Here is a 15,762-nt window from a genome sequence, read left to right on the forward strand (position 1 = left end):
CTCACTTTTTTATCTTCTCCCTTCGGCAGCGTCGGTTCGATAGCTATTTCATAACAGAGAGCGTGTTTTTATAAATGCGGCACATCATGTGGGAGGGGTCCTGCTGCAGGGCTTGCTCCAGAAAATGGTGTGCTTTTTCGAGGCTGCCCAGTCCTATGTTGCCAAGAGCCATCAGATAGCAGCAGTGCGCTTTGTTTTTTCTGGTATAGTCTTCGTCGAAAATCAGGAAATCCGGCAGAGATACGGCAAAGTATTCGATCTTTACCTGATCTTTAAGGTGCTGTTCTCCATAATCGATGAGACGGTAGAAGCGGGCTTTGGCTTCCCGGGTGCTGCCAAGCTTTTGATAGGCCAGTCCCTGGTACATGATCATGTCCGCGGGCTGATCGTTGTAATACATGGCTCCGGCGGGCTCGTCGGTTCCTGTGGTGGCGCGCAGGAAGCATTCCCGGGCCTCTTCCGGTTTTCCGAGGGATTCCAATGTCAGTCCCAGATGGTAATATATATGGTTGTCTTTTGTTCCCTCCAGCTTTCCTTCTCCCAAGTTTTCGGGATAAACAAGCGCTTTTTTCAGGAGGTTTTCGGCGTCTTCAAAGCTGCCGCGGGCCTGGGCCTTCTTTGCCATTTCCAGTAAGGCCAATGTATATTGGGTGGTGATTTTTCCTTCGCCGCCTTCCCATGGATGGAAGCTGTGGCCCATGATGCATTCATATGCCTTTTCATGTTCTCCGCACAGGTTTACCAGGGTAATGTACTCAATATACAGGTCATCTCTCTGTTCAATCAGTTCTCTGTGTGCTTCGTATCCGGCAAGGCGTTCCTCAAAGCTTTTGCCCAGTTTCTTGTACAGCTGGTCCAGCTCCAGGAATATACGGACATCCCCGGTATCCAGGGCAAAGGCTTTTTCCATTTCTTCCTTCGCTCTGACGGCATCCTTCTTCTTATTATAGTAAACCAGGGACAGGTTTCTGTGTACCGCCGCGAAATCGGGATCCGTCTTTGCAGAGGTTTCCCAGAGTGCACAGGCTTCCTCCCACTGCAGCTTATCATAAAATAAATTGCCGAGATAATAGGGAGCCTTCGCCGTACATCCGCGGGAGATGGCAAATCGCAGCACAGCGATATCCTCCGGCTTGTTGGGGAAGCAGTAATCGGGGGCGCAGTTCTCCGCTTTTTTCAGCAAAGAGTCCGCATCTTCTCCCATACAGCCTGCATAGTATGCCCTGTAGTAACAGAGCATCGGGTATTCCTCTATGCATTCGCCGAGCAGCGCAGCGGCTTCGCCGTAAGCCCCGGCCTCTCCGTAATCACGGGCTGTCATCAGGTAGTTTTCCCGGAAGAAACGCATCCTGGCATTCAGTTCTTCCCGCATTCTGCGGTCATTATTATGTAAAATCACCTTTTCATTGCCGGAGAGGAAATCAAAGGGATCCAGGGCGAGATTTTCTTCTGCCCAGGCTTTTGCCTCCTCCTTTCGGTCGAGCCTGCGCAGGATATATGCTTTCAGCCCTCTTGCCTTGATGTTATGGGCGTTTTTGACAAGGGACTTTTCCACATGCTCCAGAGCCTTTCCGAATCTTCCCGCTTTACAGTCTACAGCCGCCAGATAGTAGAAGGACATCTCCTGCTGCTCGCTGCTCCATGTCGCTTTAAAGAAAGAATCATAGGCCAAATCCTCTTTTCCCTGATATAGCTGTGAAAGTCCCAGCAGATAATAGGTTTCGCTGTTATAGGGATTGGGATTCCTCTCGATGAGACGTTCCAGGGCTTTCTTAAAATAGGTTTCTGATTCCGCAAACCTTCCCCTTCTCATCAGCAGGGAGCCATAGGCGTTATTGATGCGGATATCCCCGGGATCCCGTTTTAGCCCCTCCAGGTAATAGGGATCCGGCAGGTAGGTGGCATGGCGGTACTGTTCAATATGAAGGCCGGTAAGGTAAAGCTCCTCACAGGTCATGATCTCTTCCGGCGCTTTCGCCGCCTTTGCAGGTTCCGGCAGTTCCGGTATGGTAACCGGATCCGGCCGGTATTCCACCAGGCATCTTCCTTCCGCATATACAGCAAGACAGAGTTCCTCTTCCTTCAGCCCTTCCTTTTCCCATTCCTTTTCAAAGATATCCTCCGGTGAAATTACCGCATTTTCTTCAAAAAGTGTTTCTCCTGCGGCTGTCAGGCGGATTACCGCCTTCTCATAAACACCGGTGGCATAAACCGCCGTCCGGATCCTTTTCCCGTCATAAGATAAATGCACGGCCGCTTCCGTGGTGGCGTTTTTCACCTGCCCCACCTTCTTGTATGGCATAAAATACTGTTTAAAGGTCTTTTCCTCAAAGGGCTTCAGCCAGGTGAAATCAGGCTGGTTATCCGTATATACCCCGGTCATCAGCTCCACATAGGGGCCGTCCTCATCCGTCAGGTTCCTGTCCCAGGCACGGCCGAAATCCCCGCAGCCCCAGGTCCACTGCTTCTTGCCGGGAGAAATATGATGATCCGCCACATGCAGGATGCCCGCTTCTTTTCCGTAATCATAGCCTCCTACAAAATCATATTTGGATTTTTCCGCCATATATGAGGTAGGTACCGGAATATTTTTATAGCGGCTGATATCCACGCCCTCGCTGTAATCTTTTTTATAATACACTCCCGTGGCTATGGGGAACCGGGATACGTCCCTCTTTCCGTGATCCATGACCGCATGGACATCCGGAGGGAAAATGGACTGCGTATTCTCGTTTACCGGAACCGCCGGATTCGCCCACCACAAAAAGGTCTGGGGCATGGACGTCCGGTTATACAGCTGGCCGGTTATTTCAATATATGCCTTCCCCGGATACAGGGTTATTTTTGCAATCCCCTTGGTCCCGTACATCTGATCCACATCATGCACAAGGACGGATTTGCTGCCGTCCTCCCCCTCCGACAGCACATAGTCCACAGGAAGAAAAGTGGTAGGCCTGTGATGCTGGGGCCAGTTGAATTCAATCCCTCCGGAAATCCATGGCCCCGTCAGCCCCACCAGAGCAGGCTTTATCACATGGTTATAATAAACAAAATCATATCCGTTCGTCTTATCATACGCTCTCTGGATCCTTCCTCCCAGCTGAGGCAGCACCATAACCTTTACATATTCATTTTCCAGAAAAACAGCGGTATATTCCTTATCCGTCTTCGTATTGCTGATTTTTTCCACCGCAGGATAGGGATAGACCTTTCCGCTGCTTCCCTGATATACCCGTTTATCCAGAAACATCGGATTCTTTTCCGCTTCCCCTACTTCATAAGTAGGTATGATTACCTGTTCCACCCAAACCTTCGCTTCGCCCATCATGTCCTCCATTCCTCTATCTTGTCTTTTTTTGCCGCGGCCGTTTTCCGTTTTCACTTCCAATCACCGCCCTATATGAAGCAATATAAAGCATTTATGCTAAAAATACATTACTCTTAGTTGCGGTCTTATTTATATTTTTTGCTATTGCATTTCCTGCCGGCGAATCTTAGAATAGGTCTAGGGAAGTTATATGCCCTGTGGCGGCAGATAAATGGGACAGGCGCCCGTCCGGCCCGCCGCCCGCGGGAAAAAACAGATAAAAAAAGCAGGGGGATGCCCTGCAGGAGGAAAAAGCATGAAATCCTGTGAAAATTTTGTTTCGGATAAATCGCAGTACTTTATTTATTCTCCCAGCAAAACAGCGAGGGATATTTTCCTTTATCCCCTGCAGTGCGGCCGTTTCCTTTATGAGCCGGGTTATTATCTTCGCAGGGACTCCTACGATAATTTTCTTTTGATGTATGTACAGAAGGGGGCATTCATGCTGGAGCTGGACGGGACGGTTTCCCCTGTTGCGGAAGGGGACTTTGTCCTGATAGACTGCTATAAACAGCATATTTATTATACGGACACCGGCTGTGAATGCCTCTGGTGCCATTTTGACGGGATTACCGCCCGCGGATACTACACTAATATAGTATCTCATCTGGGCAATTCCTTTTCTCTGCCGAACCCTCAGCCCACGGTGAGCAGGCTGGCTTCCATTTATGATACCTTTTCCACGGGGAAGGCCGTTAGGGAGGCATTGGTATCCAAATATCTGACCGATATTCTCACCGCTTTCCTCCTTCATTCCCCGCAGAAGGAGAACTCTCCGGATTACACGGGTATGGCGGAGGAAATCATCGCCTATATCAATGAGCATTTCGCCGAAAAATTTTCCGTTGAGGAACTCGCCGCCCAGGCCGGGCTAAGCCAGTACCATTTCATCCGTGTCTTTAAGAAAGAAACCGGATTTACACCCCATGAATACCTTAACAATACACGTATGATGACAGCCCGCTACCTTTTGAAAAATTCCCGGCTACCTGTAAAGGATATCTGCTTTAATACGGGGTTTTCCTCGGAAAGCGTATTCTGCAGCGCCTTTAAGAAACACCAGGGGCTGACTCCTGCTGAATACCGTCTTCTGAAAGGTTCTGAAGAAGCGCGGTGATTTCCGGATCATACCAGCCGTCATTCTGTTTCAGCCGGAAGCCGTCCGAATTTTCGGATACAAAGGCATCCACTGCCGCAATCACCCGTGAAAGAAGGGGAATATCCCTGCCCGCAAGACCCGCAGGCCATCCGCTTCCATCCCAGTGCTCCGTGTAATGCAGCACATAGCCTGCCGCTCCCCGGTATTCCCCGGACGCGGACAGAATACGGTAGCTGTTATCCGTATGCCTCCGGTTAATCCCGGAAAGCATGATTTCCTCTTCATTTTTCATATTGGACTGGAACAGGCTGCACAGCCCTATTTTACGCAGTCTGTAAGCCTGCTTTAAAAGCGCCTCATCGCCCGGGCACAAAGCCGCGGACAGCTGTTCCAGCGCATGTTCTTCCTTCTCTGTCAGTTCCGTCACAAGCCCTTCTTTGGCAGACGCTTCAATAATATTGGCAACCGTCTGCTGTTTCATTTCTTCACTCTCCGTCAGCTTTCTCCGGTACATCATCTGATCCGCCGAACGAAGGATAACCGCTATGGAATCCTCCTTCTTTTTTTTGACTCCATAGCCGAAAGAAGCGGATATCTGCGCTCCCCGGATATTTTCAGCCGGAAATCCTTCCCTGATACGCGCTATAATTCCTTCGGCGTCCTCTTCCGATGTATGGGACAGCAGCAGTGCAAATTCATCCCCTCCCACGCGGGCCAGGATATCGTCGGCCCTGCATACCCCCGCAAGGCTTTCAGCAACTCTGCAGATCAGCTGATCTCCCACATCATGGCCGAATACATCATTCACCAGCTTCAGCCCGTTTACATCACAGCATATGATGCACAGAGGATAGTTGCGCTTCACGTCCAGCCTGCGCAGTTCTTCTGAGAAGAAGCGTCTGTTATACAGTCCCGTCATGGAATCGTGGAAACTGGTATACTCCGCCTCCTTACGCTGCTCCTCCTTTTTGGCTATATTCTTCACTATGATCGTAATGCTGTCCGCAATCCCGTTAAGCTCCGCATTGTAAAAGCCCGCCTCCCGATATTCCTCCGGACACCCGCGGACAACGTTCTCAATCCGTCTTTTTAATTCCAGGATAGGTCCGCCGAAACGGTAAAGCAGCACCCGGCTGAGAAGGAAGCCAAACAAAAGCGACAGCCCTGCGAGCATGAACAGCAGATGCACCATATTCCATACAATAGGCTGCGTAACCTCCCTTGCATCAATAGCGGTGCACACAATAAAATCCGTTCCCGGGAACTGTTCAAAATAAGCCATGGCTTTGATGCCGTTCTTTTGATATTCTCCGTAGCTGACTTTACCTGCAATAATTTTATCCCAGGAATCCTTTTCCATATAATTCAGAATGGTGTCGTTAATATACCTTTCATCCGGGTGAATGAGCACTTTGCCTGACAGATCCGTAATAAAGCTTCTCTGTGAAGCATACTGGTATCTGGTGCTCAGCTGTCTGGAAATCAATTCATTGGAGCAGTCCACCGACACGGCTCCCACCACATTTCCCTCGTCATCCACCAGCTTCTTGCTCTGGCTGAACAGCCATTCCCCGTTGGCGGCGTCCTCATAAACGAGCCTGGCAACCCCATCCGAAGCGACGGCCGCCTGATACCATGGCCTGTCTGTGGGATCATAATTATCAGGAATGTCATAGTTATTGATATAAAGCCTTCCGTCGGCATAGCCGGAATAGATATAGGTGATATTACTGTTATCCTTAAGAATAGCATCGTAAATTTTCAGGACAGCGGCCGGATTCCCGCTGCCGCCATTGACGATTGTATCCGCCCGGGACAGAATATTGACGATGGACTCATTTTCATGAAACATTCCTTCTGTATAAATAACAATTTGGGCATTGCATTCTCTCAGGGAATTACCGGCGTTTTCCATATTTTTCTTATAAAGGATATGTAGGAAAACTCCTGAGAAAACAAGAGATACCGTCGCCAGAAAAGCAAAGCTCATCAGGAATATCTCTTTTTTTATAGTTAACGCTTTATGTCTGAATTTCATTATACTCCCTCCCGGCCAGGTTATTTCTTCCGTAAATAAAAAAAATAATTCTTATTATAACACGTATGAAGGAAGAAACAAACAAAAAAAAAGATGATACCGTTAAGCATCATCCTTTCCCCTATATTTCTCACTGCATTCGCTTGAATTCCGAGATATCAAAGCAGGTAAGCAGCCATGCATCACGGTCTCCCCACTTCATTGAGGCAGACCGCGCCTTGGTCCACACCTGATACTGCGGATTGTAGATTTCCCCGTTACCTCCTGTGAGAGGACAGCACTCACAGGGAGTGTCCCGGCAGAAGAAGGCCTGGTAGCAGATCATCCCTTTTCTGGCGCTGGGATCAAGAACTCTTGTTTTATGATTCAGATACAGAAGCCTGTAGCTGCCATCCTCAATGACATAAATATAAGCGTCCTGTACATCAAGAATCGTGTTAAGCCGGATTGTCATCTGCCGTTCCCGGTCAATGCTCCTCTTTTTCTGAAGGAAGGTAGTGAGAAGCTGGGAAATCAGGGACAGCATGCCCACCTCTTCCTTTGTCCACATCCTCACGCCGGTACATTCATCAAATCCCACGAATCCCCGGAACACTTCTTCTTCCCGGATCGCGCACTGCAGGGTGGAACGGATACCCTGCCTCTCGAACAAGGCTACCTGCACCGGCTTCAATGAACGGATATCCCGGCAGTAAAATACGGAGCCGTCCCGGAACAGCTCCTCATAGCCCTCCAGCCCCTCATAAGAGACTCGCTGCAGTTCCTCTTTCTGAGGTTCAATCCCATCGTTGCACCACTCATAGGTATTATTGGCATATTTACCATCATCTGTATTCTCAAAAATATAAGCGCGGCTCACATCAAAGCGTTTGCCCACAATTTCCAGCACCAGCTGAATCGACCACTCCAGGTCACTGGTATCATAAAGTATCTGGAATACATAATTAACCAGATCACCGGGCGCCCCCGAAGTTCTCTGATCGGAATCAATGGCTGCCCCCAGGGAGGAATAGCTTTTCTGTTCCTTTTCTGTCCCTTTCTGTGAATGAAACAGCCTGTATTGATTCTTCCCGCCGCTCTTTGCCTCATATAAAGCAAGATCCGCACTGTGGTAAAGGGACTGGAAATCCCTCCCGTCCTCCGGATAAAAGGCCACGCCCACACTGCAGGTAACCTCAACCGTCTGCTTTTCATCCTTAAACAGGTTGCTGAACATGGAAAGCAGGTTCCTTGCCTTTTCTTCTCCTAATTCACGGGAAGGGATATTCTTTAAAAATACAGTGAATTCATCTCCTCCAATCCTGCCCACCACATCACTCTGCCGGGTCAGTCTCTTCATTCCGGCAGCCAGCTCCGAAAGCACCGCGTCTCCGAATAAATGCCCGTAGCAGTCATTAATCTGTTTGAAGTTATCGGTATCTATCATAAACAGCGCACAGATTTCCTCCGGCTCCTCCTTCAGATGCCGGCGGATCTGCTTCTCTGTTTCCTCTCTGTTGTAAAGTCCTGTCAGGGCGTCTCTCTCCGCACGGCGGCGGAGGGCATCAATCATATTCTTTTCCTTGTCAATATCCGTGATGACTCCTACCGCCTTCAGCGGCTTTCCGGAATCCCCATACTGGGCCGTAGCACGGATCCTGCACCATATGTAATTTCCGTCCGCATTCTCTATACGGATTTCTTCCGTGGTATAGGACGTTCCCTGTCTCACATCCTTCATCTGCTTTTTCAGCGTTTCCACATCCTCCGGATGAATGTGAGGGAACTTTTCTCCGTTTCCGATCCCCTGATACCTGGCTTCATAGCCGAATTTTTTTGCCCAGTTGGAGGAAAAAATCAGGGTATCGGCACAAATATCCCATTCAAAAATAATATCTGTGGTCTGATCCATTATAATCTTATGGCGTTCCAGGGACAGACGCAGTTCTTCTCCGGCATTGCCGGATTCCGTAACATCCAGCATAATACAAAAGAGCTGATTTCCGCCCGTCGCTTTCCTGACAAGACGGACGCTGTCCGCAGCCCATTTATAGCTGCCGTCCTTACATCGGATCCGGCAGTTGACAAAAGCTTTATCCTTATCCTCCGCAAGGGACAGCATTCTTTCCATAACATCCTTCTGATCCGCCGGATGAAGCATTGCCGTAAAGCTGCAGCCGAATTGTTCCTCCAGCTCCTCCCGCCCGAAACCGGTAAGCTCCAGAAATCCCTGGTTAACTTCCGTCATTATACAGTGCTCATCCTGTCCGCACAGAAAGGCGCCCCCGGGGATATTATTAAAAAGATCCTGATATTCATGGCTGTGTCTTTTTCTCTCATTATCCATGTCTATCCGTCTCCTTGCTCAAACTATATTTATTACTGTCGTAATGAATACAGTATAGCAAAAGCGATCGGAAAAGGCAACGGCGTATTCCACTGCCAATTTACGGAAACAGCAGTTTTTCAGCCTTATTTCCGTTTTTCCACCCTATACTCCGCTTCCTCCAGAAGCTTCACGGTCTCCCGGATTCCCTTCCCTCTGTTGTCCTCCGTTTTTTCACTGGTATCCCTGGGATTGATGCCGATTTCCGCATAAAGCTGGTTCACTCCGGCGAGAAGGGGCATTTTCTTGGGTTCATGTACATTCATGCTTTTGCCGGGAGCCGTTACCAGTCCTGCCACCGCGGCTATTTTGGTGAGCTCCAGCTCCGTAATTTCCCCGCTGTCCGCGAACCTGGTTCCCGGCACTCCCACACGCCCCATGACAGCCATCATATTTACCTTATATTCCCTGGCTCTAAGCATTTCATCCGCCAGCTCCTCATAGGTATGCTCCGGACCGATGGGCTCCACGCAATAGTACAGATCCAGTCCGGCTTTGGTTATGGCATCCAGGGTGGCTATCCTTTTTTCCCGGGGTATCTGTGTATCCGTCCCCTCTCTGAGCCGTACGATATGATACGCGCCGTCGAAGCCCGCCTCCTTCAGCTGCACTGCCATCTTCTCATCAAAATCTCCTATGTTCGCCACCAGGTGTACTTTTTTATCCAGCACCCCGCGTACCGCCCTGCCAATCTCCAGAAATTTCTGCTGGGAAAAATCCGCCGTTGTCATAAGGAAAAGAGCCTCAATCCTGTCCGTTTCCATTTCCCGCACCTGGGCCACAACCTCCTCACAGGACTTTTCATAATGCTCCCCTACCACAAAATGCTTCTCTGCCAGGGAACAAAAGCTGCAGTTGCCGCTGCAGGGATAAGCATTCAATCCGATCTGGGCGAAGATATAGCCCTTATTTCCGAACACTCTGCGGGACCGTTCGTTCGCCGCTGCAATAAGCTGGTAAAAAGAGGATGAGGTATTGTCCGTATGCAGAAGCGCCACCGCATCCTCCCGGCTCAGCTGTTCCCCTTTTTCCGCTTTTGCAAGTATTGATGTAAGCTCCATAGTGTCTCCAATCTTTCTGTTCTCTCAAAATTTTTATTGAAAAGATATTATTTTGTCTTCAAGGCCACTACAGGCCTTTTTGACGCTTCCGGCTGTGGGAAGCCCGCTTCCCCCCAGGATTACCACGCGGTTTATCCCTTCCGGTTCCTTTTCACCGGGAAGCATTTCCCAGGGAAGCAGCTGCCTCCTGTCTGAGGTGCAGTCCGCAAGATACAGCCTTCCTTCCAGCCTCACAAACCCTTTGACACGGTAGGTATCTCTGATAAACCGATCCAGGAAAGCCTCAAATTCCTGTTTGGCAAAGCCATCCTTTATTTCCAGAAGATAGCTTTTATTCGTGATATCCATCTGATAGATCCCACGGCCGCCACGCTCGGCTTCCGGTATTTCCACCGGAAGGATCCACCGGGGCTGCACCTGCCCGAAGGAGGTTGAATAAACCGGGCACTCCGGCCTGGCTTCCTTAAGAATCCCCAGCGTTTTTTGCAGAACCGCCTCGGAGGCCAAATCCGTTTTATTCACAATAAAAACATCGCTTACCGCCAGCTGCTTTTTCACCGCCACCGCGGTCTGATATACCTTGGGGAAATTCAGGGCATCCACCAGACACCAGGCCCCTGCATAATGCAGCTTTCCGGATCCGTCCACGCTGTCCAGGACTCTCCGGATATTCATGGGATCCGACAGTCCCGAGGCTTCCACAAGGATAGCCTCAGGCTTCCGGGAAAGAGAAGAAGCAAGTGCCTCTTCAAACTGATCCAGGCGGCAGGTACAAAAAATGGAACCATTGACGATTTCTTTTACCTGCAGGCCTGTTTTATGAAGCAGGGCCCCGTCAATCCCCTCCCTGCCGAATTCATTCACAATAATATCCATGGTTTCATGGGGCAGCGCCTTCACCATGTTTTTTACAAAACAGGTCTTGCCCGCACCCAGAAACCCGGTAATCAGATAAACCTCTGTCATCTGGACATAGCCTCTTTCACCACCTGCTCCAGCTCCTGTCTGGAGGGAACCAGGGAACGGAATTTCAGTTCCCCGTTAATGTATAGGGAAGGGAGATTCGTGACACCCATCTTCTTGCAGCGGGCAATGCTTTCCTTTTCCGTAAATTTATATTCCACCATATCCAGGCTGTCCCCGAAGGTCTTTTTCGCCTCGATTGCCGCTCCCATCATATAAGTACAGGCAGCGCAGGTTGCGGAATCCAGAGTGAACACCTCCATCAGAGGTTTTTCCAGATGCTCATAGTCCGGCAGGACAATATCAATATCATCCTCCTGGGCCACGTAATTTTTAAGCATTTCCCGTACCTTATCCGGCTCCAGCACCGCCTGGGCAATGCCTATCACGTTCTCCACCGGCACATGATAAGGCATATCGCAGCCGGGGGCCAGGATGAAATTCCTGGTATCGCCCATATTATCCAGAAGATCCAGCACAAATTTCATATTGTCCTGCTGCGTTCCATGAAGCATAATCGTCGTAAGAGGGATATTCCCGCCCACAGTGATATTATAACGATCCGTTATTTTCTTCGCCTCCAGAAGATCCACATTTTCATCAATGGAAATGGAATCCGGCGCCGTACGGCACATCGCTTCGATATTCCTGGTCGCATCCCCGCACACAAAGAAGGAAGAAAACGCCCCCAGCTCCCTGATATGGGCAAACAAACCGCTGAAAGGCTCATGCATAAACTGTCCAAAATGGTCTTCGGAAATCTGGGAAATCAGCGGATCCACCACAGCGATTACATCCATCCCCGCTTCCACATAATACTCCGCCATCCTCGCCGCCACACGGCTGCAGTAACCGAGGAAATCCGCCACCGCATCCTCGTCATCATACATATCCATAAAAATATTATTTCCCCGCAGATGGGCCGCCAGCGTAAAAGGGCCGCAGATCAGCCCATACAGAGCCGTATTCTCCCCCACAGCCTCCTTCATCCGACGCATCACATCCAGAATCATCGGAATCCTTCCGGTTTCCTTCGAAGGAATCGTACAATCACAGGGGACATGGATTTCATCATCATCCTCCAGAGGATGGGACATCACAGAAGGCGGCGTATCCTCCGCCCAGGCCAGGCCGCAGCCCAGACATTCCGCTTCCACCTGAAGGTCAAAAACCACAGGCTGTCCAAAAGGCTTATACAGCTGATTCACTTCCATCAATGACTGGAACAGCTTTTCCCCATCCTGCAGAACCTCCTTCGCCGTATAATTTTTTAATAAGCCTGCATGCACACCGGCAAAGGGAACCCAGGGCACCTGATCCACCGCCTCATGCCGCAGCGTCTTTATTAATATTTCCTTTCTGTTCATCTGTTTACCCTCCATTTTTTCTGTTATTTTTACTATACCTTCCGCCGTGTCAAAAAACTGGTAAGTTTTAAAGAAAATTTGTATTTTTTATCTGGATTCTTTCCAAGTGTACTTCCAGGGGGAAAAGCGCCGTACGGTATTCCTCCTTCATACAAACGCAAAAGACACCGTCCCGTGAGATAATACTTCATAGAAACGGCGCCTTTCAAGATTCTTTTTTCTGTTCTACATCAATATCTGTGTCAGCAGTCCTCTTCTCTTCCCAGCCTCGTATAAATCCGGCGTGAATAGCCTGAGGAAACCCGGACGGGCGGTTTGGTATAGCAGCCCCAGGAAAGTTCAGGATAGTTGAATTCACTGTCAATAATCAGCTGCGTGTCCCCATAATCCCCTTCTCCGAAAACAAGGAAATGATCAACAAAGACATACGCGCCCATAGACCCCGGCGCTCGTTCTCCTTTCACGGTAATTGTCAGGGTATGCTCTCCTTCAGGCAGCCCCTCCGCCGCATATACCAGGCGGCCCGGATCCTTTTCGTAGCCCCTTGCAATTCCCGGCGTCAGCAGCCTGACCCCCAGGGACAGGGAATCCTCCATCAGTCTACCGTCCACCCTTACCTCCGCCATGCCTCCCAGAATATCATAGCTGGCGATCCAGGCGCAGCCGGTGCCTGAAAAATGGCAGGTGCAGGTATCCCCCTTCCGGTTGGACCAAAGCTCCGTCCCATCCATGCTGGAATAACCGGTCCTTTGCTTTTGCCAGCTTCCATGATATACAACACGGGGATCTTCCTTATTTATGATAAAATCCGGGTTATGGGTCAGCCGGGAGCGGACGGAATCCGTTCCGTCCGAGAGGACGGTAAAAGCCTGACCCTTTTCCCCATACCCCATGGAAGCCCGGAATATGCGGGACTTCAATGACGCAAAATCACGGGTACCCCTCCGTCCCGTATCAAAGGGGCCAAAAAGAACCGGATCCCTTTCTTCCAGCTGCCAGTCCCTGTCGGGAGCAGCGTCCGGGCCGGCACAGCCTTTGGGTCCATGCTTTGCCGCACTGCCCTGCAGCCGTCCGATGTGCCAGTCCGGGTAAGTATCCCACAGCCCCTTCTTTTTCCAGGAAAGGGTATCCATCTCTCCGGGCACCAGGAAATGGATTCCCACCTCTTCATAGCCGCCCGAATCCGTATCGTCTCCCACCCGCATGGCCAGCCGGCGCGGGCTGGCGTACGGCATTTCCGACACCTCATACAGGGTTTCCATGAAACCGGTTCTGTCAATGCGGATTTCAAACCGTACCCGGACCTTTCCGTAGCTGCCGGAAAGGAAGACTGCCGCACAATCCGGTTTTCCTTCCCAGCGGAAGGAATCCGCTTTCCACGGGGCAAGGGCCAGCCCTGTCAGATGCAGGTACGGCCCGCCTGTCAATACCAGCTCCTTCTGCACATATCCTGCGGTAATCAGTCCCGTTTCCGTTGAAAAATGAAGCCGGAACTGATCTCCTTCCACGATCAGGCCGCCCTTTTCCTCCCGCAGTGACGGCGCCCCTGCCATGCATACAGGCAGTCCGGGAACCGGAGCATCCAATTGACGGCAGGCATCCTCCACCTTATTTCCAAAAGGATCGGTGAACTCCAGCGTAAGCACATCTCCTTTTTGGTAAGGCACAGGGATGAGCAGGCTCCCTTTCTCCCGAGGGGCCAGATCCGGCCCCTTCATGCTGCCGCAGTTCTCCCCGCAGCGCCAGGTAACCTCCACCTCCCGCAGGTTCGTGTGGTTGAACCGGTTTTCAACGGTAAGGCAGACGGCCTCCCCACAAGGCCTTGCCTCTCCTTCCAGACGGATCGGGGAATAGGCCTTACGCACATGCCAGAACTCCGGCTTTTTCCGTCTCCATCCGTCGAGGATCCCCCATGGGGCTCCCCAGCGCCCCTTTCCCTGCCATACCTCATCCACACCGGCCCAAATGGCGCAGCCAAGGACTCCCGGCGCATACCACAGCTTATCCCAGAACCGGCTGATCGTCTCTCCCCAGAAATCGCGCACTCCGGGATCCCTTCTCTGATCCGTCCGGTCATAACAGGGAATGTGGGTGGATTCGTCATGAAGCACCGGCCAGGGGACAGGTTCATGGCAGCTTCTGTCGAAGCTGTCCACCAATGCGGCGGGATCCTGCTCCCAGGCCGCATAGTGCATGCTCCAGATATCCGCCCGGTCATCCTCCTCCCGTTGGGTGATGGGATAGCTGAAAATCGTCAGACGCCCCGGATCCTCCTGATGGGCATAAGCATTTTCCATGGCGAGATTCCTGCCCCAGAAGCTTTCATTTGCCAACGACCAGAGAATGACGCTGGGATGGGAGCGATCCCGTTCCAGCAGTTCGGCAAACTGATTCATAAACTTCCCGGTAAATTCCGGATCATTTTCCCTGCAGTCAATTTCCTGTCCCAAAAACGCGACAGCCGTTTCATCCTCCACATAAATACCGTATTCGTCGCACAGATCCAGGAAATCAGGACGCGGCGGATAGTGGCTGGTACGGATAAAATTAATATTTGCTTCCTTAAACAGACGCACATCCTTCTCCACCAGCTCGTGGGTGATAGCCCTGCCGGTAACCGGGTGGATATCATGCCGGTTAATCCCCCGCAGCTTCAGCAGATCCCCATTCAGATAAACCTGGCTGCCTTCCCTCCTTATCTGCCGGAAACCAATGCGGCGGCAGGCAATTTCCGTGCAGGCTCCATCCTTCATCACCCTGGCTGTAAGCGTATACAGATTCGGATGCTCACTGTCCCATTTCACAGGGGCCTTTATCGGATATGACGCCGAAAATTCCTCTCCCTCCTTCAGTTCCTCCTCACCCAGCAGAAATTCCTCTCCCTGCGGCGGACATAAAGAAAGGGAAAGAAGGCCGTTTCCTCCGCGCAGCGCGGCATGGACCGTCAGCTCCGCATCCATATAAGCTTCATCGAAGGAAACGTCCCCGTGCAGACGGCCCAGATATGTCATGGGAAGGACTGCCAGGGAAACATCACGGATAATGCCTCCGAAATGAAACGGGCAGATTCCTCCGGGATCATCCGTCACTCCCAATACAAGCCGGTGCCTTCCGCCGGACGCGGTAAACTGTGTGATCTCACAGTCCCAGCTCACAAAGCCACCATAATGCTCTCCCGCCGCATTTCCGTCCACAAATACGCGGGTCAGGCAGTTCACGCCGTCAAAACGCAGGAAGATCCGTCCTGCCGCCCATTCCTCCGGGATTTCCAAATCACAGGCATAGGCATATTCTTCCGAAGAAGCGCTCTGCTGCATGGGAATAACCGTATCTTCCCAAAGGACATCCTCCGCTTCCTCCCGCCAGAAATCCGCACCGGGATTCCGGCATATTTTCCAGGCGGCCTCATTCAGGCTGCGCACCGGCCTTTCGATTTCCATCGTCTGCCGGGGCAGCGGTATGATCTGCGGCCTGGGCCAAATACGTTCTTCTTTCATTTTCC

The 15,762-nt window shown here is 51.0% G+C and carries 8 protein-coding genes; 1 reads left to right on the forward strand and 7 read right to left on the reverse strand.

Annotation, left to right across the window (positions count from 1 at the left end; genetic code table 11):
- Positions 1-43: 43 nt before the first annotated feature.
- A complete protein-coding gene (locus BLA28_RS27075) occupies positions 44-3,325 on the reverse strand; it encodes a DUF5107 domain-containing protein (RefSeq protein WP_069157378.1) in 3,282 nt (1,093 codons plus the stop codon).
- A 298-nt stretch (positions 3,326-3,623) separates the two neighbouring features.
- Here BLA28_RS27075 and BLA28_RS27080 point away from each other — a divergent pair, with 298 nt between their 5' ends.
- Positions 3,624-4,484 carry an AraC family transcriptional regulator gene (locus BLA28_RS27080; protein ID WP_069157377.1) on the forward strand — a complete coding sequence of 287 codons (861 nt, stop codon included), beginning with the start codon at positions 3,624-3,626 and terminating at the stop codon, positions 4,482-4,484.
- Here BLA28_RS27080 and BLA28_RS27085 read toward each other — a convergent pair.
- From BLA28_RS27085 to BLA28_RS27110, 6 genes are all read right to left on the reverse strand, one after another.
- Entirely contained in the window at positions 4,417-6,504 is a 2,088-nt protein-coding gene (locus tag BLA28_RS27085) for a diguanylate cyclase domain-containing protein (RefSeq protein WP_069157095.1), read from the reverse strand. The two genes, BLA28_RS27080 and BLA28_RS27085, sit on opposite strands and share 68 nt — an antisense overlap.
- 130 nt (positions 6,505-6,634) lie before the next feature.
- Positions 6,635-8,830: a sensor domain-containing diguanylate cyclase gene (locus BLA28_RS27090; protein WP_071699663.1), complete on the reverse strand. Its 2,196-nt coding sequence runs from the start codon at positions 8,828-8,830 to the stop codon at positions 6,635-6,637.
- A gap of 125 nt (positions 8,831-8,955) precedes the next feature.
- Positions 8,956-9,930, reverse strand: a complete 975-nt coding sequence (locus BLA28_RS27095) for a radical SAM protein (protein WP_044966635.1) — start codon at positions 9,928-9,930, stop codon at positions 8,956-8,958.
- Between the two features lie 33 nt (positions 9,931-9,963).
- Positions 9,964-10,896, reverse strand: coding sequence for a CobW family GTP-binding protein (locus BLA28_RS27100; protein WP_069157093.1), 933 nt, complete (start codon positions 10,894-10,896; stop codon positions 9,964-9,966).
- Entirely contained in the window at positions 10,893-12,260 is a 1,368-nt protein-coding gene (locus tag BLA28_RS27105; RefSeq protein ID WP_069157092.1) for a uroporphyrinogen decarboxylase family protein, read from the reverse strand. Before BLA28_RS27105 ends, BLA28_RS27100 begins: the two co-directional genes overlap by 4 nt.
- Positions 12,261-12,502: 242 nt before the next feature.
- Positions 12,503-15,757 carry a glycoside hydrolase family 2 protein gene (locus tag BLA28_RS27110; protein ID WP_069157091.1) on the reverse strand — a complete coding sequence of 1,085 codons (3,255 nt, stop codon included), beginning with the start codon at positions 15,755-15,757 and terminating at the stop codon, positions 12,503-12,505.
- Positions 15,758-15,762 lie beyond the last annotated feature (5 nt).

It is taken from the genome of Eisenbergiella tayi, from assembly GCF_001881565.1.
Lineage (GTDB): Bacteria > Bacillota > Clostridia > Lachnospirales > Lachnospiraceae > Eisenbergiella > Eisenbergiella tayi.